The sequence below is a fragment of the Sphingobium sp. Z007 genome (genome assembly GCF_900013425.1).
Lineage (GTDB): Bacteria > Pseudomonadota > Alphaproteobacteria > Sphingomonadales > Sphingomonadaceae > Sphingobium.
The window spans coordinates 105,324-129,572 of sequence record NZ_FBXK01000003.1 but is presented as its reverse complement, the minus strand read 5'-3'; the positions used below and the strand labels follow the sequence as shown (position 1 = coordinate 129,572).

Here is a 24,249-nt window from a genome sequence, read left to right as displayed (position 1 = left end):
AATTTATGCCCCTCCCGGGTCACATCTCAGTGGAAATCAACAATCGGGGCACATACGGGCATTGGGAAGGTGATCTGGTGTTGTTCAGCCGGGAATACGGCAAAGCCAACCTAACGTCGCTGATCGAACGGCGGAGCCGCTACGCGGTGCTGATCCGAAAACCGAGCCGTCACTCGGTCGGCGTGATCGATGGCGTCCAGCGGGAGCTACGCGCCCTTCCCGCCCACTTACGACGCAGCATCACTTTTGATCGCGGCAGGGAGTTCTCGCGCTACCCGTTGCTTAAACAAGCCCTCGGTATCGAGAGCTTTTTCTGTCAGCCCTCGGCACCATGGCAAAAGGCAGCGTCGAAAACAGCAACGGCCGCATCCGCCGGTTCTTGCCGCTAGGCACCGACCTCGCCTTATTATCTGACGAGGAGCTCGGCGCCGTCACCGAGCGAATGAGCCACACGCCACGCAAGTGCCTCAATTGTTGCAGCCCCCTTGAAGTGTTCGCAGCTCAGGCTGAGGCGACTGGCAGCGGAGGTGGAATTTTATTGCCTGGATCTGGGGCAAGCCCCAGAACAAGGCAAGGTAGATGGCGTTAGGAATACACGGCAGTTTTTGCAGAAAGTCGCACTTCGATATGGAACCCTCACTTATCCGAAGCCCGGATCGAGCCCACCTTGTGGGCAGCTATGCCCTGGAATCGTCCGGCGACCGCCGCCGCCGAAGGTCGGTCACCGCCTGTAGCCGCGGAAGCCCTTGCGCGGTTTAGGTGGCGTCTTGGCCGCTCGTTGCGGTTGCGGCTTGTTAGATTTGACGAAGCCGCGAGCGAGCCGTTCGATCGCGACCTGGTGAACGGAGAGCAGGCGCTTGCGAATAAATCTTGCGGAAATGGTCGGCAAAAATCCTCCGTAGTTCGAACCATGTGTCACGCGCGTGCCGTCAGGAATTTCTTCGAGGGAGTACCACTGCTCAATCGTAAAAAGGCCGGCGATGCCGAACTTGAAGGCGAAGTTCGAAGACGGCTCCATCTGCGTAACTGTCACCTCAGTTTTCCAGCCCCGCGGCGCGTCGGACTTGTTCCGAAAGGAGAAACCCATCTCGCCTCCCAGGATAGCTACGCCCTCCATTTCGACATAAGGGTGCCAATTGCGATAGCGCGCGAAGTTCATCAATACCCGCCAGACTCTTTCCGGCGACGCTGCGATATCGACCTGTGCATGCACCGAAATCATTGAACCTCCGTTCAAATGTTAGCTGGTCGCGCGCCAGCTCTGGCGCGAGCGATCACTCCCATGTCCATTCTATAGCGCGCCCGACACGCCCGCCACCACGCAATCGATCTGCCGAGGACTGAATGAACCGGCACGTTCGCCAGCTTGTCCGTCAAGAAGCGCGCGAGCCTGTCGAACGCCATGGTGTAGGCCAAGCGCGCCGTCAGCATATCCTGGCTCGATAGGGCTTCACGACGCTGGCGATTGACAGTGAACATCGCGTCGGGATCATCGGACATCCGGACGGCATGGGTGAACCGGCCGCCAATCCGTGAGCACCCGCACGCGATCGACGGTCGACACCTGGTCGGATATGATTTCGGATCCGGTCCCAAGGCACCCCAACACGGTTCGGATACAAGCGGCGTGGATAGGGTCCATACAACGCCATGCTTCAATGATGTCCTCTATCCAACGCGCTGGGTTGGTGGTGAGCATGAGAGCGTTCTTCGCGCGCCGGTTCAGATCGACATTGTGCGACAGCGAACCAGCGAAATCCGAATTGCCGAACAGTCGCTTCAACCAGCGCAGAGAGCGGGGCAAGCGACGTCGAATATCGAGATTGTAACCGCAACTTGGAGATGTCGCTCCCCGCAAGTTAGAGATGACTCTCGCGGGCGTCGGCGAGACAGCGATGTTCCGTCTTCGCCTGCCGCTTGGCAGGTGGGGAGTTGGCACAGATAATCTCGATGTTAAAGTCGTGCAACGCGCGGCCCAAACTGCGGTCTGCCGTCCCCACGCTTTGAACTGGCGTGAGCCAAGACGACGTTCGCACTTGGGGACTGTGATGCGCGTCGGTACGGTGCGCTCCAGACAGACCCGAAGGCGCAAAGCCCTTTTAAAACCGAAGTTTGAGTTCAGTAGCGAATTGCAGGCGCAAGACATACGCTGAGAGAGCTCGCAGCGATGACCCATTCCATTTCGAACAACGCGTGGGCAAATCAGAGGAACAGGCAGCATGAAGTAGGTCGAGGGTGGCAACCTCGACGCACGACAGCTGGTCAGAGTGCCTTATCCTCGACCCGTGAGGGCAAATGCACCACGCTGCGATCTGCTTGAAAAAGTCGTCCAGCGGCACGGCCAGCATATCGCCTCCCACGGGAGCGAGCCGCCCGTGAAGTCCGGGAAGCGTCGCAGCGTTCTCAGCACGAAGCAGCTTCCACAGGCGCGAGGCGCCAATAATAAGTTTGTCTGCCGGGCTAAGTTCGCCCAAACCTCTTCGGCCGCATCGCGCACTTTGAATCATCCATACCTTTCGCATGCCTCCCGGACAGCCAAAATGCGGAAGCTTTAAAAGCCGGACCAGCTTTGCTGCCCACGTTCGAGGGTTCGCCGTCCATCTGCTCGAAAACCCAGCGGCTGTATTCCCTTTCCAAATATGGCCCGCTAGTATGACGTCAGCGTGAACCGGAGATTACGTCGTTTTAATCATTGAGTTTAACCGAAGCCGCCTTCCATTCACAGCGAAGCGATCAAGCCCATCGATAGCCTGACGCACACGTCAAAATTAGCCTGACCAGTCATTAGTTTGGGGGCGGTCAGCCGAGGAGGCCAGAAAAATACCAGCGGGGCATCGCCGCGGTCCGCATCAATGCGCAGCCACAAGCTCGACAACGCGAGCGCTGAATGCCTGTGACTTCACGGTCGATGTTACCATCCGGTCGGTGAGAGCCAGTCGCACAATCCGCTATCCAAGCCTCTTTAACCATGTCGTTTCCTCGCTGATAGCTGTGCCCGACACACACGTTTTCGAAACTTTAGCAAGGGGCCCTTCGGTGCAAACTTCAATCCCGCCGGCATGTCCTGCTTGGTTTCTTATATTGTTGCAGAACTATCGTTTTATTGTTGACCGTCGCCGTAGCCTCATCGCCAACAAATGGCATTCCAGGCGCCGGTGCAGTCATCCGGGCGGGCGCCGCTGCCTTGGATCCGCGAAGGTCGAGGGTCGTGCCGTCACTCATGAAATCGATGAAAACCAGGCTGTTGTCATTGCACCGGTAGGTATGACTTGCTGAGATCGATGGCGGGAGCGATGGCGTGCTGCCAGCGCCAGACGCCTTGTCCGTCGGAATCTCGTTGCCCTTGTTTGAACAGGCGGGCAATGCAAGCAACGCAAGGCACAAGACGAGCAAGTTTGCGCGGCGTGTACTCCGCGCGCTGTAATTCATATTCCCTAAATCGGACGACATAGTCTGACTCCTGATGATAGTTTGCGAGCATGACCAGATCGTCATGAACATCGCTGCCCGATGAGAGATACCGCAGCGAGAAGTGCGGAAAAACCCCCTGCCGCGCCGAGCAAGCCAAGTCTCGGCCCGAGATCGGCTTCGAATGGTCCATTCTTTTGGATGGTAATTACCGATACGACGATGCCAGCTATGAAATATCCGGCAATGAACTCCAAAGTTCCCGCAGCAAAAGTCGCCGCCCACCATGACACACACGGCGAGCCCTCTCGGCCCTGGCCGGAAAGTGAGAAGATAATAATCGCAAAGAGAATGGCGAACAATAGCCTGCGAAAAAGCATAATACGGCGCAGTAGCACCGCTTGCCAATAGGATCGCCCGCGTGCTCGCTCGCCGTCTGCCATGATCTCACGGGTGCGGTCCGCCTCCCCCGAATGATTCTGAGATCGTCTCATCGACGCAAAAACTGCGCAAGCCGACATCTGAAACCATCCTCTGGTCGCTGCCGAGGTGGTTCCACCAAAACGGATATAAAAAGCGCGGCCGAGAAAATTTCAGGCATATGAGGCTGGTTCCACTGAGCAGCCGCCAAAAGCCCAAGGCGCAAATTTCGCCGTGGGTACAGCCAGGGGAGCCAGTACCCACGGCGTGGCCCGTGCGGCACAGCGGAGTAGCCTTTCCAGTGGCCTCTTTCTCGCTGTGCCGGCAGGAGCCAAGCGGAATCGCGTGTCAAATCGAGGCCAAACGACTGGGCGATGCGTCCCAATGGCCTGGCCTCGTCGTCTAAAAAATCGCGAGGCCGCGCGCGCAATAAAAGGCGCGATGGAGATCGCCCGCGGCGTGTACTGAACCGTTTCAATGCGCGCACGCGGGACGGTATCATTGACCTGGCTCGCTTTCTGTTTGCGGCTTGGCCGCTTTTTTTAGAGGACGCGAGCTGCGAAGCGTAAGGAAGGTCATCAGGCTGAGAAATGCCGCGATATCGTAGAGCCCATATCCCACTGCAGCGCCCAAGGCGCCAGTAGCCCAAAGGCTTGCCGCGGTCGCCGTGCCAGAAGCTTGACCCCCATGCTTGAGGATCGCGCCTCCACCGATGAACCCAACGCCGGTGATCAAGCCCTCTAGAATTCGGGCTTGACCGGTCGACTCCCTGCCAAGCACGGCGATTGCGATCAGCACGAAGCCGCAGCTCGCTACTGCCACCAACGGAAAGGTACGAATACCAGCGCTACGCTCTTCTCTTTCCCGGTCCCACCCTATCGGAAGAGCCAAGCCATAAGCGGCGCCGAGATTGATGAGATGGGAGCCAATCTCGTAAAGAGAGCTAGGCGCGATACGCATAGGACCCGTCCGCTCCATCTTCAGTTGCAAGGCGGACGACGGATCTCCGGGCGATTGAAAGATTGGCCCGCTGTCGAGCTCGGCTTGGCTTCAGCATATCATTCTTCGCCATCAAGGGTTTTCCGCACCATATGGAACTCCCGCTCCCGGCGTCTCTGGCGTGGTCAAGAGCGTTGACGGCTCCTCACCAAAATCTGAGGCCGGCTGGTCGTTGAGAACAGGCCCAATCTGCGATCTGGACAAGCCCCTAGTACCGATGGAACTGACAGGAGCGCTCTCGCGATCCTCAAGCACGGGCGCAAAAAGTGCACCGCCAAATAGGCCGAGCTCTCTGGCTTCTGCCCGACCCATCGCCGCCAGAAGTGCAAATGCCGCGACATACGCATCGCGTTGCGCGGTCACGAGCTGGACTTGGCTGTTGAGCAGTTCCTGCTCGGCGTTGAGTACATCTAGAACGTTTCGGTTGCCCACACTATTTTCCGCGCGGACGCCCTCCAGCGCTAGTTCATTCGCAGAGACTGCCGTGCGTGAAGACACAATCACCGCCTGTGTAGCGCGATGTCGGGAAAATGCCGCGCGAGCATCCGCAACGACGCGGCGCTCTACCAGGACGATCTGCTCGAGCGTCTGACTGGACAATGCCTGCGCGCGTCTCACCTGTGCGGCGGGCAATCCACCTTGGAATAGCGGAATTGTCGCTGAAAGACCGACGGTGGCGGTCCGCTGCGATTGTTGGAAAACCCTTCCTGGCACTGAGCTATCGAGAGAACCAAGATAATTGTTGTAGTTACCGCTGCCGATCGCAGAGAGTCGCGGTGACCGCGCTGCTGCCGCCACCCGAATATCAAAGCGCGCGGCATCGGAATCGGCTTTTGCCGCAACGAGTTGGGGATTATTTGCCAATGCAATATCGACTGCAGCGGCCGAGGTAGCCGGCAGACCGGGCAATTCGGGGGGCTGTTCCAGAGACCGCGCAGGCAAGCCGACAAATCGAAGGTAATTTTCAAGGCTTGCATCGAGTTGCGAGCTTACTAATTCGAGCTGGCCTCGGGCAAGCGCGAGCCGCGCTTGGGATTGGGCGACGTCCGTCCGCGTCAGGTCGCCGATCTCAAACCGGTCGCGAGATGCTTGGAGGTTGGTTTCAAGCACCCTGACATTGCGCGCATTGAAATTGACGATCGCGGTATCACGAATGACGTCCATATAGACCGACACTATGGCGGTGAATAGATCCGCTTCGCTGCTTCGAAGATTGGCTCGCCCGGCCTCAACCCGCGCATCGGCAGCTCTTATGGCGTTGCGAACGCGTCCGCCCTGATACAGTGGGAATGAGAGGTTGGCACTGCTGCTGACGGCTCGCAGCGGTGCAGAAAAGCTGTTTGCTGATCTGACCAGGAATTCTTGGTAGTCGGCCGTGGCACTAAGCGTTGGTCGCGCTGCTGCCTTCGCGATCGGAACCCCCTCGTCAGTTGCACGCAGGCCGGCCCGAGCGCCGGTCAGAGACGGATTGGTGCGATAGGCAGCTACCAGCGCCTCTCTCAGGGTCTCGGCATTGCTCGGTGCGGCGCCCAATAACGATGACAGAAGGAGAAGCTGAATTCTCGTGCGCTTTCTCATCGCCCTCCCCTCGCAGGCTGCGGGCTGGCAGCTCGGTCGTGGCGACAATGGAGACCGGTCGGGGTGCCACGGGCATCACCATCAGATTTGTGCGGTTCCGGGCGATAGCCGCTCTCACGCACGCGCAACGCGGTCTGTGACAGAGACCGCCAGAGGACTCTTCTCATGATGGGGCGATTTTGATCACGTGTCGCCTGGACCCCAGTTTCCCTGCCGGAGTAGCAACGAGAACGACATGTGAGCGCTTTTCTGGCATTGGCCGCCGCGTCGTAGGATTTCAATGTAACCAGACCCCCTGTCATTGCTTTGCGCCATCAAGCAACCGACGCTCCGCACGCCATTGATCCCGGCTACGTCGATAGCAGCCAGTTTGCCCTCCAGACCCGACCGGCGAGCAGCTATCAGGCCTTCCGTTGCGGCTCGCCGCGTCTAGCTCCTGGACGCGGCTGCCCCACGCTTCTTCCAGCCGGACGATCTGACTTTTGCGAAGTCGCGATGGAATACGATAGCGTTCGGATTCCGGCTGGCGCCCACAAACGACGATCACGCTGTCGCCAGCTTCAGGCGAACGTGGGCAAGGATCTTCGCCATAGACTTCCAGCGACACAATCCGATCAGGCGGAGATGCTTGTCCCCCGACGCTGAGCGCGATGGCCACAAACCCTGCAAGGCACCCTGCGCTGGCACGGGTACGGCGATCCATTGAACCGGCATCCTTCCTCCCGACGCAAAGGTCGATGAGGAGCTATTGCGTGGCAGCTTATCGCTATCGTGACGCGAAGATTACATGAATTTTAGAATGTAAAACTGGTGCGTTTAACGATGGTGCGGGGGAAATCTCCATCTACAACATATCGAAGGTTTCGAAGGCTGGGTCGCTGCTGTTGAACGGAACTCAGAGCAACCGCTGCCGGTGTTCGAAAGACGGTTTGCGTCAGGGCTTCAAAGGTTCATCACGGGAGAGAACGATGCCCTTGCGGCGGACGTCGATATTGGTTTCGAGCGCTATTTTGAGCGTGTCGCTTAGTGGCTGCGTCGGCACAGCGCAGCGGCCGGCTTTCACCTATTATCAGGTATCGTGCAAAACTCCCGGAGCGGTCGCAGCCAAATTGTTGCCGCCTGGAGTTAGACCGGAGGCCGAAATCGGCCCGAATCCATCGCCCGATCCTCTGGCGCAAACCACCGGGTCGGAGGATGCTGCGACCTGCGTGATACCGGTCGCCAGGTCCAACTCCAGCTACTATCCCGGACGTCTTTACGGTCGGAGCCTTTATGGAGTTGGAAGATTCGGGCTATTTGGTCTTGGACGTCATGGAGTGCGGCATGGCGGACCGAGCCACGCTATCTCGGGTCATGGCGCAGCCGGACACGGCGGGGGACATCGTTCCGGAGGCGCGCATCATGGAGGCCGCCACTAACCGACATCTTTTAACGCTTCTCGTTGGGAGATCGAGCGTCGACGCGCCACAAGGCGGACTGCATGGAGAGCGCCCCATCCAAAGCTACTGATGTGGTAGCGCTTGAGGGAACGATGCCAATGACAAGGTCGCAAAACTTTGAGGATATATTTGCATGGCTGCGACGATTCCGTACATGAACGATTTGCAGATCCACTACGCCTCCATGGCCGCTGCAGTGGAACCGCGGTCAACCATGTCGCTTGCAGAGCCGGGTTTCCAATGAAACTGCTCCTTATCGAGGACGATCTGCCGACAGCCGGTTACGTCTGCCAAGGCCTTGTTGAGCTCGGTCATGCCTGCGACCTTGCGTCGACCGGCTTGGATGGACTGACGGCGGGGCTCACTAAAGACTATGATGCGATCATTCTCGATCGCAATCTGCCGCTCATGGATGGCCTGTCGGTGCTTGAGGCGCTTCGCGCTCAGGGCCACAAGACGCCGGTTTTGATTTTGAGCGCGTTGGGCCAAGTGGATGATCGCATCAAAGGCCTCAATGCGGGGGGCGATGATTATCTCACCAAACCTTTCTCATTCCAGGAACTGGTGGCAAGGCTTGCGGCTATCGTTCGCCGGGTAGAGGGCGTCGCGACACCGCCGCGGACTCGGCATATCGCCGATTTGGAGTTGGATTTACTCACCCGGGTCGCCCGGCGCGGCGAGCGACGCATTGAACTCTCCAACAAGGAATTTCAGCTCCTCGACTATTTTCTTCGACATATCGGACAGGTAGTCACGCGAACGATGTTAATCGAAGCGGCTTGGGACTACAGCTTCGATCCAGGGACCAATCTCGTTGACGTTCATATCAGTAGGCTGAGAGCCAAGTTGGACGGCGATGGCGAAGCGCCGCTGCTCCACACAGTCCGAGGCGCAGGCTACAGACTCGATGCGAACTAGGCCTTCGCACGCCCGGACAGCGACGTTTCGCGGTGCGCTGTGGGTGACGGTCGCCATTTTGCTGGCGACCGTAACGGCGCTTACCCTTCAATATGCGCGTACATTCAGTGTGCTGGAGGCCGAATCCCGTCACCTCGTTCAAACAGAAGTCACCGGGCTCATGGATCGCTATCGCGCTGGCGGCATCGCGGAAGTGAAACGCTTTATCTCGCAGGCGCGCTCGCGGGTCGACCGGAGCGATTCAATCTATTTGCTCGAGAGTGCCGACAAGGTAATTGTAGCAGGCGATCTGAGCGAATGGCCGGTTGGCGTTGATAAACCGGGATGGCAGGCTTTCACTCTTCCCGCGCGTGGCAACGACGTGCTCTTCAAACGGCGGGTAGAGGCCGAGCTTCTCACAATCGGACCCGGATACCGGCTTCTCGTCGGACACCTGTCGGATGGCCGTGAGCAACTTCGTGCACGCTACCTGGAGGCGCTCGCATGGTCAGTCGCGGTAACGGCCCTCGTGGGATTAATGCTAGGCTGGCTGATCAGTCGGCGCGCGTTGCGCTTCGTCGAACGCGCCTCGGCAACTGGTGAACGGTTCCTGGCCGGTGGGCTCGACGAGCGCCTGCCGGTGACCGGGCGCGGCGATGAGTATGACAGACTCGCCGAAGTTGTGAACGCCTGCTTCGAGGAAGTGGAGCGGATGGTTGCAAGCCTGCGCGCCGCAACGGATGGTTTGGCGCACGATCTGAAAACTCCGCTGACCCGCATGAAAGTAAGGGCGGAGCTCGCTATGCTAAGAAGTGCCCCGGCGGGGCCTGAGTTTTTAGCGGCTACGACGCGCGATATCGACGCTCTCCTGAAGTTGATCAACGGCCTTCTCGCGCTGGCGCGTGTCGATTCTCTTACAGCCGATATGCTGCAACCGCTTGACCTTGCAGATATTGCGCGCGAAGCAATCGAGTTGTACGATCCGGTTGCGGAGTCGGCAGATCAAAATCTGATGGGCGAGTTGCGTTCCGCGCCAACGACCGGAGCACCATCGCTTCTGGTCCAGGCCACCTGCAACTTGATTGACAACGCGCTAAAACACGCTCCGAACAGCGGCGCAATCGGCATCAAGACCGATATTCTGGACGGAAAAGCAGCCCTCACCGTAACGGACAACGGTCCGGGCATAGAGGCCGCGCAACGCAACCGTGCAACGGACCGTTTGGTGCGGCTTGATGCGAGTCGGTCGACTGAAGGAAGCGGGCTTGGGCTTTCGATCGTGGCGGCGGTTGCTCGGGCGCACGGAGGTTCGATTGTGCTCGAGGATAACTCGCCAGGCTTGCGTGTCTCCATGCGGCTACCGCTGAACAACGAAGCACAACGTCCGCACAGGATAACTAAGCGCGATCCGGGAAGGCCAGTTAGCGGGGTCTGATGTGTCATCGTCCGATTCCGAGCGGAGCGGATGGCAATCACACCATCAATTCAGGTCATGTCAATTCACATAAGGGATATAGTTGCGATAGACGGAAGGGACCAGAATCCTCGCATCTGTGGAGGCGTTGGTAAAGGAGTTCTCGGACCTGGTGGCACGGCACGACGCCAGGCAAGCTATCTCGATTGCGCGGTACTCGAATTCGCGCTTGTTCAGACTTTGCGATCTATCCAATGGCCGTAAGAGGAGACAGAGATGGGTGAACATAGGCGTGATGACCGCTTGCCTCGCGGCGGTTATGGCGAGCACCAGTTTTCCGACCAGTGGGCGGGCCGCCCGATGGCCGGGGATCCAGCACGTCGACTGATGCGGCCCATATCTTGGATCGGCATACTGGCTGGGCTTTTGGTGTGGTCTCTGCTCGCCTGGATTGGCTACGCCTTTGTCGATCCCATCCTCTCCTGGTTTGCGACCAATGCCGGCTTGTTGGCGGACAGCGGGAAGAATCTGGCCACGGTCGCCGGGGCCGGCAAGGGCGTCGGCAGCGTCGTTGACAATCTTAACGTCAACGGTTTTTCGGGTCAGGCCATAGCTTTGCTGCGAGTAGTTCTGAAACCGGCGATTATTGTGCTCTGGGTGATCGGAGCCCTCGCCCTCATTGCCGCCCCCCTAGTTCTTCCGAGAATCGGGCGAATGCTAGGCCGCCGCCGACACTGATCGCTCCCCGGCCGGTCTATACCCGGTTTGGTAGCGCATTCGAGAGATTGGAAGGCCTTTCGGGACAACACGTTGCACTCTGGTGCGCCGGACATCATCAGTTAGTTAGGCCTCCTACTCTGGCTCTGAAAATCGGAAATAATGTGCGAATCAACCGAGAAGGACTTTCCGACAGGAGTTCGGTAAGTACGCGAATATTTATCTTGTCTGCGGCGATATTTGTGACCTCGCTCACTGTATTTATTGGCTATTCTGTTTCAGCTTCTAAGGAACATTCGAAATGGGGTGTCGCCACATTGAGATTATCAATACCGCCGGGTGGCTCACAAACGGTAAATGCCTATATGGAAGCGGGTGATCGACTGGATCTTTCCTGGACCGCAAACGGCGTGCATCTTGGCTATGAATACCAGTTGATCGAAGGGCATAATGATGCGGTTTTAGGAGCAGGGCTGTCGGACGAAGGCGGCAAGCGCTTCAATGCCGATCACGGTAGTCTCTATGGCGTGGCGTTTCAAAATCATTCTACGAATAATGCGAGGGTGGTCGTACGAGCGACAGGAAGCTTCGAGTTTTTCAAGGAGATGTCCTACCCACCTGATGCCCAGAAAATTGCTAGCCTGGCGCCTCATCGCCATTGATTTTTTAAATTCCGTTTCCCAGTACGATCAATGGCTGGTGGCAAGGCTTGGTGCGCGGCCTTTCGATTGGCTGGTGCGGGCCAAGTTATGTCGTTGAACCTCGCGTTATGGCGCTCGGACAGGCACAAAAAACAGCGGGCCGGAAAAGGTAATCTGGCTTTCGCGGTCCTCTCACCTCGATGCGCTCATCGGCAAGCCCCGTTTCTGAAAGCGCGCGGTCGATGGCCGCACGGAAGCACAACTACTCAGCACCTCGCACAGCTTGGCGATAGAAGTGGACGTACGGAGGTCCGAGGAACTGGCGCTAATAATACACGCCCGCCCATACTAGGCTACACTCTCTGATCGCAAATATAACTGCCATTCATTTGCCGGGTTCACGACTTTAGCCAATCGAGGAGTTCGGGGACGAGCAACTCGGCATTGAGTTGGTCGTCGGACAATTCGACGAACGAATCCAGATCGCGTATGATTACGACACCGGTATTTTTGAACCGTGCAGCGAGCGTTCGCAGGAACCCGAAATCTACGTCGTGCTCGCATGCGCCCATGAACAGAAAGTAGACTTGATCGCCCCGTTGCTCGGATTCTTCGAGGACTTTGATCGTGCGCGCATGATCGGCCGGGTCGTTCTCGCCGTCCGTTACAAAGATCACGATTGACCGCTTCCTAGCGCGGATCACCGGGTCCGTGGCAACGCCGAAAAAGCGGCTGAGGAAGCCGCCTCTTTCCGGCTCCGCCGTTAGCCAGCCAAAATGTTGGAGATTGCGTTCGAGCACATAGCTGTACGTCGTCCCGCCATTCCAGCCGGGCACTTGGTCAATTACGTTGCGAACAATGTACCCTTCGGAATCGTCGGGTGTCACGGTGCCAACGTGATGGACGCTGTGCTTACCGTCGCTGAAGGTAAAAACATCAATCCGACCATCGGGGTCCAGTTCCATACCGTAGGGCACGAGCCGGGCGATCAACTGGCTGGTTGTTCCCTCTTCATGCTCGTGCTCAAAGGAGCCGGATACGTCCATGTCAAAGATGAGTTCTGCTTTCACGTCGTGGGCGATACCCGCCTTGTCGAGGGAGAGGCGTAACGCGCGCGCGGACTTTTCCAGATTCAGTTGCAGGGCCACGGTGCTCGATCCTCATGCTTTGAGTTGTTGAAGGATGGTACGGAGCTGAAATTGAAGTTCAGTCGCCTGAGTGGGGGTCGGTTGCCGGCTGGCGGGAGAAGCGACGTTCAGCGCGGCGATAGCGACCAGCCAGCCCGGCAGCGTCACGAGCACCACGTTCTGAATCGCCGCGACCAAGCTTAGTGGTTGCTCCGCCTGGCTGTCGCGCAACGAGGCGCTGTTCCGGATTTGCAGCGCCGTTTGGGCAAGACTCATGCTGCGTTCCAGCAGGCGCCGTGACAACTCGGGTCGGTCATTGACAAGATGTTCGGACAGGAAGGCAGCCGCAAGGCCCGCCGCCTCTATATCTTGCCAAGCTGCATCGAGGCGGCGCGATTGCTCGTCGAATGAGGCCTTGAGTGCAAGGAGCGGCTCGAGAGTCACGTTGGTCAGCCGGACCAGCTGTTCGAGTTCGACTCGCGCGGCCTCAAGTTTGCCAGCTGTATCGATCCGGCCGCCGCCGAACAGGCGACCGAATAAACCAGGCGACAGACCAGAACCGCAGACCGCCTCCAAGTCGATCGTGTCGAGCAGCCCGGCGATTCGAACTAAATAGCGGCGCGCTCTGATGAGCACCTCTGCCTGTGATAGCTCCAGCGTAGTTGAGACGAGTTCGGCATAGTCTTGCTGAGCCGCATGGCCCCACATCGTGACTTGCCGGTCGCGCGCGCCTTCCGGAACGAAGCTCCTGACCAGCCGAACCGCTTTTCCCGACACTGCTGGCGCTACACCAGGGAAAAGACGTTCAATATCGGCCGAGACGACAACGATCCGTTTACGCTCGACGCCGGGGATCGCCGTTGGCGCGGTGATGACGCGGCCCGGCTTCCCGCTTTGCGGATGCTCCACAGCCAGAACGGCGGGCTTGGTCCCACCCGTCCCTTCCTCGCCGCTTTGCGCATTAACGTTTTGGCTGCTAGAAGCGCGCCGCGTCCTGTCCACTTGCCTAATAATCGTCGGACGCAGTCTGCCCGGCGGTTCCTCAGTGCCGGACTTTCCGCTCGGAGCCGGGTCGTCACCCATCTGTCGGATCAAGAGAAGTGCGCGAGGACATCGTTGAAGGTCCCGTTAAAACCGCGGCCCACAGCCGCATATTCCCATCCGTCGGGACCGAGCAGGATGCTGCCGAGCTGGACGACGTTAAAATCCTTGAATTCGGACGATAGCTGATAGGCACCAAGTTCCCGCCCGGTATCGTCCGACAGCGTAATGGTGCAAACGTCGATGTCGCCAAAGGCGGGTTCATCTTCTTCAGCCTCGCCGGTGTCGTGGCCGCCGCCATGTTCCGCGTCGTGGACCGTTACCAGGATCGGAATCTCGTTTACCCCGTCCGGCAGTTTCGAACCGTCAACGATAATCGATTCGCTGTTGTTTTGTACCCGCATGTCGCCGCTGTGAGAGAGCCCGCCACCGGGTGTTTGAAAAGACCCGTCCGGATTTGCGGCCAGCGCGCCACCGCGCGGGTTCATCCGCTTTGTATTGTAGGTGGAGAGTACGCTGGCGAGTTCGGTCACCTTGGCCCCGTCTCCATCGTTGCGCGCCTCGAGCGCGTGCACGTCGACGTCATCGGCATGATCGGCATCGCACCGCCACTCGACCTTTGCGGTGAACCGGGCGCCCTTGTTTAGCGAAAGCTGAAGCTTCGGGGTCGCGGTGCCGGGCTTGTCGAGGGAAAGTGTCAACATGGTCGTGCGGATCCTCGTACAACAATCAGCGTGGGAGATGACGGTCTCTATTTCTGCGAGAGGGTAGCAAGTTCCCGCCGGGCGTCGGCAAATTTTTGACGAGCGATCTCGAATTTCTCATCGGTGGTCTTTCTCGCAGCCTCGACCAACCCGTGGATCTCCTTCGTAGTGACGATGATTGACTCAATCTGCTGCGCCTGCGCGACGCGGTTTTCACCGGGGGCCAGCGCAGCCGCCACGGCCACGTCCTTGAGGGCCCGACCGCGAAGTTCGGTGAGTTGCCGGTCGAGTTTGGCTTGGCGCCCGGCAATCTGTTGCACACTTTTGACCGCGAAGGCGCCGTGGATCGACAGCAGCGTCATCTTGATCGATGCAAAACGCGACGCGACTGTTGTGGCCGTCTCCTGCAACGTCGCCACGCCCGCCTGCTCGATCTGCTGAATAACCAGCTGATCAGCAGGTAGCCGCGTATAGCTTCCCTCAAGCGCTAGCGCGCGGCTTTCAAGAAGCCGCAGCTTGTCCGTTAATTCCAGAACGCGACCTTGGGCGACGGGATCAGCGGGATCGAGCGCGGCCTTCTCACCTGCGACATAGGCTTGGGCCTTTTCAAGCAACGCCCGGGCAACGCCCGCTGCCACGGTGAAGTCGTCGAAATGCGTGCCATAGCTTCGCTTGAGTGCTTCGAGCGCCTGCAACTCGACAAACAGCTTCTGCATTTCCATGGATAGCGCGCTTTCCAGCTTCGTCATCTCGTCAGCCAGTGTCTTTGTCCGTCCAGCGATAAGGTCGCCGATCGCTGTCAACAGTTCTTCGGCGAGTTGATCGGGCCGCTTGCCGCGAAGCCGGCCGAGCAAGCTGCCGATCAATCCGGGTTTTTCGCCGTTCTGTACTTTGTCCAGAATCTCCGGAAGGTCGGCGTCTTCCACTCCCTTTTCGAGCCGCCCGAAGAGCGCGAACACAGCCGCCGCGGAGTTTTTATCGAGCCGGGCGAGGAAGCCGTCGAGCGTGCGCTGGAGCGCCTGCTCCGCATCGAGCCCGAGTCTGATCATGTCGCCTGACGGCATTGTGGCGAAGTCGATCTGCGCAATCCTCTTCTGCGCGTCTAGCAATTGTTCGGGACGAAGCACGATAGCGCCGGTCGCCAGTGGAACTACCCCAACGGGTGCCGTGGGTTTGAAGCTGTCTGCGGTCGGAATGGACCCGATGGTCGTGGGCTTCATAGTCTCTCCCTTCGCCATGCGTTCCGGCGCGGCTTGTCAAAATTAACCGGCGTCCATGAGACGGTGGCACAAGCCGCCTGGGCGGAGGCAACCCTAACACTGACGTTCGATACTCGAAATCTGGCCCTAACGCCACAATGCGGGAGCGTTGACATAGAGTACAGCGTAACCAACGAGAAGTGCCCCCCATCCCTCTCATGGCCGCCGAAAATCGATGATTCATCAAACCATTGCGCGGAGGCGGTGCCGCCGGCCAGCCAGCGTCGTTGCGGAGCATGCCGGCCGGGGATCGTCGCCAGCGGTGCTCCGTCCAAGACGAATCGCCGCGTCGCGCCCTGGCGAGCTGATCAGCGCCGCGATGACAACGGTATCTGGACCGCTGTCTTCACCGACCGGCCTTTGTCGGCCGCTAGTCAACAGCTCAAGCCCGGAACGCAGCCACGACTACACCGCCGCATATAACTAGGACAACCTCCCTGGCACTTCCCAATCCATGTCCGACTGAATGACAGCCAGCGCCCCCTGTCTAAAAGCTTGGCCTCACCATGTTCCTCGACGATGGGCGCATCGACCTCGACTACAACACCGTCGAGCGCTCGATCCGCCCGCTCGCGCTTAATCGCAAGAATGCCCTGCTCGCTGGCTCAGACGAAGGCGGGGACGACTGGGTTTTCGTCGCCACACTCATCGAATGCTGCAAGCTCAATGAACTTGGTCCATCCGCCTGGCTGACCAACACGCTCGCACGCCTCATCAACGGCCACCCCCGCAAACGCGGTCGGCGAACCCATGCCTTGGATCGCGGTGGGCTGAGGACATCGCTTACACATCAAAGGCCAGCTGAAAAACATGACATGCCACGCTGTAGCTGAACTGTGCGCCAGCTTGAGAATAGGTGGCTATGCCGCTCGGGTCGTCGTCGGATGCACCGGTAATGAGACCAGGACCTAAAACCTTCAGCAATTTCGGATGCGCTGGCTTTTTAAAGCATCCGGCGGACTGGAGAGAGCCGACGGTTTCGGATCATTCATCGTATATCCTGGTTCACGCTCTGATTTCTAACACGAGGCAGATCACCTCCACTTACCTCCTTGGTGGCTCCACACCCGAAAGCCAATGTGAGATAGCCGACCGGACAGGCGGATCAGCGAGAACACTGCATAGCGAAGCCCAAGCCCGGAACGCCCCAGCGTGCGGGCACCCACCAGCAACACCTTTGCAGCGACAATCCACACGCCGGCCGGCAGCGCCAGCTCCCACCAGCGCAGAGGCCGGCGAACGCGCGGAGCCCGCGAGTGCCTCTTGGCTGAATGAGGCGGGTGTCAACGGGCGCCGAAGATTCCGCAAAAGTGGGCATCTAAAATTCCCTAGTTTGGCGGGAGGGTTTGTTTCGGTGATCAGCCGTGATGGAGATCGGGCTTTTCCTTTGCTGGCGGGCGGCCGCGCCGTTTCGGCAAGGGCGGTGGGTTGATGGACGGTGCCATGCGCGCATGCTCGGGCAGGAGGTCGGCGTGCTGTCGCATGCGATAGCTGGAGCCCTCGATCTGGATGACCACAGCGTGGTGAAGAAGGCGGTCGAGCAGCGCGGTGGCCACCACCGGATCGCCAAAGACATCACCCCATTCGGCGAAGCCGCGGTTGGAGGTCAGGATCATGGCACCCTTTTCATATCGGGCGTTGACGAGCTGGAAGAAGAGATTGCCGCCCCCGGGCGTGACGGGAAGATACCCGATCTCATCTACGACGAGCAGGGAGGATCGGCATAGGAAGCGGATCCTCTCGCGCAGCGTGCCCTCCCGTTCCGCCTTGGTCAGTGAAGCGATCAGATCGGCGAGCGGGATGAAGTAGACGCTCTTGCCCGCCTTCACGGCCTCGACAGCAAGGGCCGTGGCGATATGGCTTTTCCCGGTACCGGGAGGACCCAACAGATGCACCACCTCGGCCCGGTTGATGAAGTCCAGGCCAGCGAGCGCCAGGATGCGGTTCCGGTCGAGCGATGGCTGGAAGGAGAAGTCATATCCGTCCAGAGTCTTGATGATCGGCAGCCTTGCCATGCGCAGGGCCGCCTTGATCCTGCGGTTCTCCCGGAGCGACAGTTCTTCGTGCAGCAATATGTCGATGGCCTCGATGCCATCGATTTTGCCCTGCTCTATGCCGCGCAGGGTGGCGTCGAGCATCTCCAGGGCGCGTGGCATTTTGAGATGGACCAGGCTGCGGCGGATATTATCGACGCGGGATGCGGCACCCCCATGGTTCATGGCCGTTCTCCCCGCGCCAGTTGGCTGCCGATCGCCTGATAGATGGCCAGGGAGCGCACAGCGACATGCTCGCCTATACGACCGATGGCGATTACCTCTTTGCCATGGATACGGCGCTTGGCGCCGCTGCCGCCTGTCCGATGCGCAGGATCGATCCTGTACTGCCGACGCCCCTCAAGAACCGGGTGCTCGGCAATGACCTGGCCCAGGTCTACGATCCGGATCTTGTCGGGCAACTGCTGGATTTCGACGACGCGCCGGGTGCGATCGGGAACGCTGTAGTAATTGCCGCCGACAGAGACCATCCCATCGTGGCTGACGCGGCGCTCCAGCTTCAGAACGGCGTCAAAGCGACCCGCCGGGAGCAGCTGCAACTCAGGCTGCTCGGCGGCGAAGGCTTCAGCAATAATCCGCTGCGTCGTCCCGTGGACACGGACATTGGCGACGGTATCGAGCCAGTCGATCAGCTGGACATTGAGATCGTCCAGATTGCGGAAGCTCCGGCCCAGGAAGAAGTCCTTGCGGATATAGCTGAACGGCCGCTCGACCTTTCCCTTGGTCTTGGCCCGATAGGGACGGCAGGCGCGTGGCACGAAGCGGTAATGCCCCGCCAGGGCCAGCAATGATCGATTGTAGATGATATGGCCCTGATCATCTTCCCCGGTCACGGCGGTTTTCATGCGATCGTAGAGGATCTCGATCGGGACGCCGCCGAGCGCTTCAAAGGCCTGCATATGACAGCGCAACAGAGTTTGGAGATCCTGGTGCATGACGTAGCGCGCAAACAGGAAGCGCGAATGTCCCAGCACCAGGCTAAATAGCCAGACGATCCGGCTGACGCCGGGCTCATCGGTAAATTCGACGACGAACCGGGCAAAGTCCACCTGCGCCTGCACGCCAGGCGGCGTCTCGAACCGAACCTCGAAGGGCTTGGGGCCGTTTTCCGGCCGGATCGCTGCCAGGAACCGCTTTACCGCGGTATAGGCGCCCATATATCCCAGCTCACGGATTTCCCGCGTCAGGCGCGCCGCCGTCAGATCGGGAAAGGCCGTCACTCGCTCACGCAAAAATTCCAGATAGGGTGCCAGTTTGTTCGGTCGACCCAGCATGCGAGGGCCGTAAACCGGGGCCTCGATGCCCCGTTCGATATATTTTCGGATGGTCTTGGGATCGCGACCAGTGCGTCGGGCAATGGCGGATATCGATACGCCCTGCCGATGTAGTTCGAGGATCATCATCAATTCTCCAAGTCGGATCATCGGCCCCGTCTCCGCGTCTGCAAAGGAGATGAGGACAATGTCGGCTCATCTCATTCTGCCGGGGCTAGCCCCGGCAGAATGAGATGAAGGGGCCACCAACTAGGGAATTTTCAAAGCCCACTTTTGCGGAGAATTGCACGACCGATGACAGCGGGTCGCTGGTCGTCACTTAAACATGGCTCATTCCTGCCCGATTGTCTGTAATGACAAAGCTGATCGCAGCCTAGCACGGAATTGCAGGCGATGGTTTCGATCCGACAATCATGAAAGAGAGGGTCATGGGGGCCGAGTGTCACCATTCTTCAAAAGCATGCCTCCGCCTTTTGGCTGGCGCGGGGCGCGATTGTGCTAACGGCCGCGCTGAACCTTGTCCTTATGAACAATCTCACCCTTGGCCCACGTTGGCTGGTGCCGGCTTTCGAAATCGCGCTGCTCGTGCCGCTTTCCATCGCAACGGCATGGACGTAGGGACGCATTCGACAGGCCACGACTCATCATCACCGGACCTGATCGTCCGTCACCGTCGCTTCGTTCGACGCTTCGCCTTGTTGCTCACAGCTTTGGTCACCGTCACGAATTTTCAGGCGCTCGCGGCGGTTAGGCACGCCCTGCTTGTTTTCGATGGTCCAAAAGGAGCTACCGGGCAGTCTTTGCTGCTGGACGCGTTGAACATCTGGTCACAAACATCGTTGTCTTCGCCCAATGGTTCTGGAATCTCGACACGGTGTACCCCGCCATGCGCGGTCTTGATACCGCGCGTGCCGCGGACTTCCTCTTTCCTCCGATGATCGCCAGCAAAATCGTCGGGACCGAGCAATGGACCCCTGGATTAATCGACTAATTCTATGTTTCATTTACGAACGCGACCGCCTTCTCCCCCACCGATACGATGCCGCTAAGTGCACGAAGCAAACTGCTCATGATGGTCGAAGCTGGCGCTTCACTCCTGACGGTGGGCCTTGCCGCTGCCAGTGCCGTGAATGTGCTGGCGTAGCGGTAGCTGAGAAAGAATGATGGTGACGAAGCCCAAGGCATCCCTGAGGCTGCAGAAGTGGGGATATGCGTTCGAAGCGACGCAAGGATCGGGTCCTGCTAGAAGCGCTCGTCTATCAATGTTTGGAGGGTCTTGATGAGCGTTGTTGCCGCTTCCCTGTATCGCCATGGCCAGCGGGTCCGGTCTGTTTCGATCGACGAGCCGACATTCTGTTCGGACGACAAGGCCGAGTTCGTCTGGATTGGCCTACTGGAGCCGTCCGAGGAGGAGCTTCGGAAGCTCCAGGAGCACTACGGCCTTCACCCGCTTGCGGTTGAGGATGCCCTGAAAGCCCACCAGCATCCAAAGGTTGATGTCTACGGCGATCAGTTGTTCGTGGTCGCGCTGACCGCCCGGCTTGAGGATCAGGTTATCGCCTATGGCGAAACCGCGATATTCGTGGGTCCCAGTCATGTTATCACCGTGCGTCATGGATCGGCACGCTCGCACAGCACGCTGCGCGGCCAGCTTGAGGCGGCACCGTCACTGCTCGCGCATGGTGTCGACTATGTTTTGCACGCCATCATAGACTTCATCGTCGATGGCTATCTGCCGATCGGGGAAGCTATCGAGGAGGACGTGGTCGCTATGGAGCAACGGGCCCTGGACGCTTTCCTGGCCCGCGCCGAAATCAGCCGCATCTTCAACCTGAGGCGTGAGTTGATGCGATTCCAGCGGGTCCTCGGCCCCATGGGTGAGGTGGCGAACAAGCTCACCCATGATGACATGCCCTGCATCGACAGGGATGTGATCCCGTATTTCCGGGATGTGCTCGACCATATCCACCGGGTCGAAACCACGGTCGGCGGCCTTCGCGAAGTGCTTACATCGGTATTCGAGGTCAGCAACCTGCTCGAACAGCAGCGCACCGGCGCGAGCACCCGGCAGCTTGCAGCATGGGCAGCCATTCTGGCCGTCCCGACTGCCATCGCAGGCATATACGGCATGAACTTCGAGAACATGCCCGAGCTGAAAACCGAATACGGATATTTCGTCGTGCTCGCGGTGGTCGCCACGGTGTGCAGCGCGCTCTATGTTCGATTCAAGCGCGCGGGATGGATCTAGCCGCTGCCATGAATCGCCGACTGCAATGTGCGACGCCGCGCATCATCGGCCAGGATATGATGGCGGACGCTAAGGCTCTTACCGGTGGTGGGAGCCATGACCCAATCCGGCATGGCCACCCGAAAAGCCGTGCCCGCCGCCAAAGCGAGAGCCGAATCCAAAACCGATCCCGAACGAGCCATAAAAGGGTCGTCCGTAGTAGCCACCGTAGCCAGGGTAAAAGGATCGGCCATACCGAGACCCTGCGTCCGAAGCCGCCACCACGCACGTCGCTCCTGATTCAGGTGCCGCATCGACAGGCGGCGGAGCAGCGCTAGCAGTCGGGCGCCCGCTCCCCGTTGAGGTCTCAGGAGAGGTCGTTTCACCAGGCATTTGCGTCCTGCCGACTTCGGGCTGAGCGGCGACCGGCGTCGCGACAACCGCGCCGGGCGTTGTGCAGGGCACCCGAGAATGGGCTTAGCGCTGAGAACCCTGCATGGTCGTGCAACCGCCCAGCAGCGCGAGCGACGAGACGCCCAGCGCTCCCAAGCCAACAGCCCGCATCGTCATGGCTTCTATCCCGATTATCGCTACGCAATCTAGCACCATCAGCGCCGGCCCGCACCCAATTGTTGAAGCACGCGGCCTCTTCTGCTTCAACTCGTCTCGCGTAGGCCGTGGAAGTTGCGTGAATTTACGCAACGCCCGCGACGGTTCAGCGGTAGTTCAATCAGTAAGAGGCACACGGCCAGCATAGCCGTCACTGAAGACGGTGACGGAGAGAAGAGATGAACCGAAAAATCCTTCTTACGCTAGCGGTCGCTGCCGCTGCGACACTGACCGCGTCTCCTGCGCTGGCGCGCGATCGGCATCATGGCGAAGGCCATCAGCGCGGCGGTCACGGTGGGCTGAACATTAGCATCGGTGGCGCAGGCGGTTACTACGGTGGCGGGTATGGTGGCGGCTACGGCGGCTATGGCTATCCTCCCCAGCGCATCTACTATGCGCCCCAGCGCGCCTATTATGATGACGGCTACTACTACGATCGGCACGATGACTATCGTGAGAGGGGGTACTACGACAACTATCGTGGATACCGCCGGGATCATCATGATCGTCGTGATTACCGACATCATTAAGCAGTAGTTATGGCGGAGTGTGTTGGCAGACTCTCCGCCATAGGCTTAGCCGGCTTGGTCAGACCGATGCGTAAAGGAGCGGACCTTTCAAATCTGCAATCCGAATGGGCAATCCATGAGCAAAAGAGTTCTGCTGGCGTTGTCGATATCAGCCAGCGCAGTGACGGTGGCGTCGCCGAGCTTTGCGCAAAGCCGTCGCATGGTGCCGGTGTCAGCTGGAGCGGCGACATGGCGGCGTCAGCTGGGATGGCGGGCACAGCTACGATGGTGGCGGTTACGGCGGCTATCCGGCTGCCTCCCCCCCCCCCCCCCGCAGCTAGTGTACCGCGCGCCTGATCCGACTGCCAATGCGCCTCGGCCCGCGTATCAGGACCGGCGTGCCGTCGCAGCACGCCAACTATGCGCCAGCCAGATGCCGCGCAGGTAAGCGGGGTCGAGGCAGCCGAAGGTATTTTGCCTTACAGGTGAATTGGTTTGCCCGTCACCGCCATCGCCGCTTCCTTGACCGCCTCAGAATGGGTCGGATGAGCATGGCAGGTGTAGGCAATGTCCTCGCTGGTCGCGCCAAATTCCATCGCCTGGGCCGCCTGAGCGATCATCGTGCCGGCGAGTGTAGAGATGATGTGAACACCAAGCACGCGGTCGGTCTTAGCGTCGGCAACGACCTTGACGAAGCCATCGGTGTCACGGTTGGTTTTGGCGCGGCTGTTGGCCGCGAAGGGGAATTTGCCCACCTTGATTTCACCGCGAGTTCTCGCCTCCTCCTCGGTCAGGCCGACGCCCGCGATCTCAGGATGTGTGTAGACGACGGAGGGGATCACCGCATGATTTACGATGCCGATTTGCCCCGCGATGTTCTCGGCGACCGCAATTCCCTCGTCCATCGCTTTGTGCGCGAGCATAAGGCCAGGCACGACGTCGCCGATCGCCCAGATGCCAGGAACAGCGGTTGCAAAGCGGTGGTCCACTTCGATCTGCCCCTTCTTGTTCAAGCCAAGCCCGGTCTTGTCGAGTCCCAGGCCTCCGGTATTCGGCCGCCGCCCGATCGCGACCAGCACCGCGTCAGCCTCGATGGTTTCAGCCTCGCCACCCGCAGAGGGCTCAACCGTAATGGTTGCGGTCGAGCCGTTGCGTCCAACCGCTGTGACCTTGGTGCCGAGCTTGAACGCGAACCCCTGTTTGGCGAAGATATTGCGCGCTTCCCTGCGCACTTCGCCGTCGAGGCCAGGGAGGATTTCGTCGAGATATTCGATCACCGTCACCTTGGCGCCAAGCCGCTTCCAAACTGAGCCGAGTTCAAGCCCGATCACGCCGGCACCGATGACGACGAGATGTTCGGGAACCTTGGGAAACGCCAGCGCGCCTGTGGAGTCCACAACTACTTCGCCGTCCACCTCGACGCCCGGGAGCGGTGTCACCGACGAACCGGTAGCGAGCACGATATTCTTTGCGCGCACGGTTTTACCCGCGACTTCGACGCTGTCCTTGCCGGTGAAGGTAGCGAGGCCCTTAAGCCACTCGACCTTGTTTTTCTTGAACAGGAAGGCGATGCCGCCTGTCAGCTCGCCGACGGCCTTGCTCTTCTCGGAATGCATCTGCGTCAAATTGAGGCGGGCGCTTTCGATATCTACCCCAAACTTCGCGAGAGCGCCCGACTTGGCTTCCTCGTACAGCGCGGACGCGTGGAGCAGCGCCTTCGATGGGATGCAGCCGACATTGAGACACGTTCCGCCCAAGGTCTCGCGCGCCTCTGCGCATGCAGTCTTCAGCCCGAGCTGCGCCGCGCGTATGGCCGCGACATAACCGCCAGGACCGGCACCGATGACAAGAACGTCGTAGTCGTAATCAGCCATTTGTAACTCCGTTTACGTGCGCCACAAGCGTATCTGTGTCACCTGTCGCGGGCTGGGT

The 24,249-nt window shown here is 59.4% G+C and carries 20 protein-coding genes and 1 pseudogene; 8 read left to right on the top strand and 13 right to left on the bottom strand.

The annotated features are described in order from the left end of the window. The first annotated feature begins 29 nt into the window (after window positions 1–29). Window positions 30–389, top strand: coding sequence for an IS30 family transposase (locus CEQ44_RS07480; RefSeq protein WP_179212565.1), 360 nt, complete (start codon window positions 30–32; stop codon window positions 387–389). Window positions 390–721: 332 nt separating this feature from the next. Here CEQ44_RS07480 and CEQ44_RS07475 read toward each other — a convergent pair whose 3' ends face one another. The 6 genes from CEQ44_RS07475 to CEQ44_RS24975 all read right to left on the bottom strand — a co-directional run bounded on the left by CEQ44_RS07475 (window position 722) and on the right by CEQ44_RS24975 (window position 7,468). Beyond that, a complete protein-coding gene (locus CEQ44_RS07475) occupies window positions 722–1,222 on the bottom strand; it encodes an SRPBCC domain-containing protein (RefSeq protein WP_088185091.1) in 501 nt (166 codons plus the stop codon). A gap of 11 nt (window positions 1,223–1,233) precedes the next feature. Then, window positions 1,234–1,500 carry a hypothetical protein gene (locus tag CEQ44_RS07470; protein ID WP_088185092.1) on the bottom strand — a complete coding sequence of 89 codons (267 nt, stop codon included), beginning with the start codon at window positions 1,498–1,500 and terminating at the stop codon, window positions 1,234–1,236. Window positions 1,501–3,247: 1,747 nt separating this feature from the next. Then, window positions 3,248–3,601: a hypothetical protein gene (locus CEQ44_RS07465; protein ID WP_088185093.1), complete on the bottom strand. Its 354-nt coding sequence runs from the start codon at window positions 3,599–3,601 to the stop codon at window positions 3,248–3,250. Between the two features lie 725 nt (window positions 3,602–4,326). Continuing rightward, window positions 4,327–4,788 carry an MgtC/SapB family protein gene (locus CEQ44_RS07460; protein ID WP_176400385.1) on the bottom strand — a complete coding sequence of 154 codons (462 nt, stop codon included), beginning with the start codon at window positions 4,786–4,788 and terminating at the stop codon, window positions 4,327–4,329. Between the two features lie 111 nt (window positions 4,789–4,899). After that, complete coding sequence (locus CEQ44_RS07455; RefSeq protein WP_088185094.1) at window positions 4,900–6,405, bottom strand: TolC family outer membrane protein; 1,506 nt, start codon at window positions 6,403–6,405, stop codon at window positions 4,900–4,902. 934 nt (window positions 6,406–7,339) lie between these two features. Next, entirely contained in the window at window positions 7,340–7,468 is a 129-nt protein-coding gene (locus tag CEQ44_RS24975) for a hypothetical protein (protein WP_256960030.1), read from the bottom strand. Window positions 7,469–8,084: 616 nt separating this feature from the next. Here CEQ44_RS24975 and CEQ44_RS07445 point away from each other — a divergent pair. The 4 genes from CEQ44_RS07445 to CEQ44_RS07430 all read left to right on the top strand — a co-directional run bounded on the left by CEQ44_RS07445 (window position 8,085) and on the right by CEQ44_RS07430 (window position 11,534). Then, entirely contained in the window at window positions 8,085–8,762 is a 678-nt protein-coding gene (locus tag CEQ44_RS07445) for a response regulator transcription factor (RefSeq protein ID WP_088185096.1), read from the top strand. A gap of 43 nt (window positions 8,763–8,805) precedes the next feature. Continuing rightward, window positions 8,806–10,176, top strand: a complete 1,371-nt coding sequence (locus CEQ44_RS07440) for a HAMP domain-containing sensor histidine kinase (RefSeq protein ID WP_176400386.1) — start codon at window positions 8,806–8,808, stop codon at window positions 10,174–10,176. A 255-nt stretch (window positions 10,177–10,431) separates the two neighbouring features. Further along, window positions 10,432–10,893, top strand: coding sequence for a hypothetical protein (locus CEQ44_RS07435; RefSeq protein WP_217895035.1), 462 nt, complete (start codon window positions 10,432–10,434; stop codon window positions 10,891–10,893). Window positions 10,894–11,114: 221 nt separating this feature from the next. After that, entirely contained in the window at window positions 11,115–11,534 is a 420-nt protein-coding gene (locus tag CEQ44_RS07430) for a hypothetical protein (RefSeq protein WP_140419369.1), read from the top strand. A gap of 377 nt (window positions 11,535–11,911) precedes the next feature. Here CEQ44_RS07430 and CEQ44_RS07425 read toward each other — a convergent pair whose 3' ends face one another. From CEQ44_RS07425 to CEQ44_RS07410, 4 genes are read right to left on the bottom strand one after another with little or no spacing between them, the layout of a single operon-like run. Continuing rightward, entirely contained in the window at window positions 11,912–12,661 is a 750-nt protein-coding gene (locus tag CEQ44_RS07425; RefSeq protein WP_088185099.1) for a vWA domain-containing protein, read from the bottom strand. A 12-nt stretch (window positions 12,662–12,673) separates the two neighbouring features. Next, complete coding sequence (locus CEQ44_RS07420) at window positions 12,674–13,723, bottom strand: hypothetical protein (protein ID WP_088185100.1); 1,050 nt, start codon at window positions 13,721–13,723, stop codon at window positions 12,674–12,676. An 8-nt stretch (window positions 13,724–13,731) separates the two neighbouring features. Continuing rightward, complete coding sequence (locus tag CEQ44_RS07415; RefSeq protein ID WP_088185101.1) at window positions 13,732–14,385, bottom strand: TerD family protein; 654 nt, start codon at window positions 14,383–14,385, stop codon at window positions 13,732–13,734. A 47-nt stretch (window positions 14,386–14,432) separates the two neighbouring features. After that, a complete protein-coding gene (locus CEQ44_RS07410) occupies window positions 14,433–15,605 on the bottom strand; it encodes a hypothetical protein (protein ID WP_088185102.1) in 1,173 nt (390 codons plus the stop codon). A 536-nt stretch (window positions 15,606–16,141) separates the two neighbouring features. On the opposite strand from CEQ44_RS07410, the pseudogene CEQ44_RS07405 reads away from it, so the two are divergent. After that, window positions 16,142–16,418: pseudogene (locus CEQ44_RS07405) on the top strand (transposase); the annotation flags it as partial. 584 nt (window positions 16,419–17,002) lie between these two features. Here CEQ44_RS07405 and istB read toward each other — a convergent pair. Continuing rightward, a complete protein-coding gene (gene istB, locus CEQ44_RS07400; RefSeq protein ID WP_088185103.1) occupies window positions 17,003–17,863 on the bottom strand; it encodes an IS21-like element helper ATPase IstB in 861 nt (286 codons plus the stop codon). After that, entirely contained in the window at window positions 17,860–19,122 is a 1,263-nt protein-coding gene (gene istA / locus CEQ44_RS07395) for an IS21 family transposase (protein WP_088185104.1), read from the bottom strand. The genes istB and istA overlap by 4 nt, the downstream gene beginning before the upstream one ends. A 1,129-nt stretch (window positions 19,123–20,251) precedes the next feature. Between istA and CEQ44_RS07385 the strand changes: the two genes are divergently transcribed. After that, window positions 20,252–21,220, top strand: coding sequence for a magnesium and cobalt transport protein CorA (locus CEQ44_RS07385; RefSeq protein ID WP_088185105.1), 969 nt, complete (start codon window positions 20,252–20,254; stop codon window positions 21,218–21,220). Window positions 21,221–21,987: 767 nt separating this feature from the next. Further along, window positions 21,988–22,338: a hypothetical protein gene (locus tag CEQ44_RS07375; RefSeq protein WP_088185107.1), complete on the top strand. Its 351-nt coding sequence runs from the start codon at window positions 21,988–21,990 to the stop codon at window positions 22,336–22,338. Window positions 22,339–22,796: 458 nt separating this feature from the next. Here CEQ44_RS07375 and lpdA read toward each other — a convergent pair whose 3' ends face one another. Then, entirely contained in the window at window positions 22,797–24,191 is a 1,395-nt protein-coding gene (gene lpdA, locus CEQ44_RS07370) for a dihydrolipoyl dehydrogenase (protein ID WP_088185108.1), read from the bottom strand. Window positions 24,192–24,249: the final 58 nt, after the last annotated feature.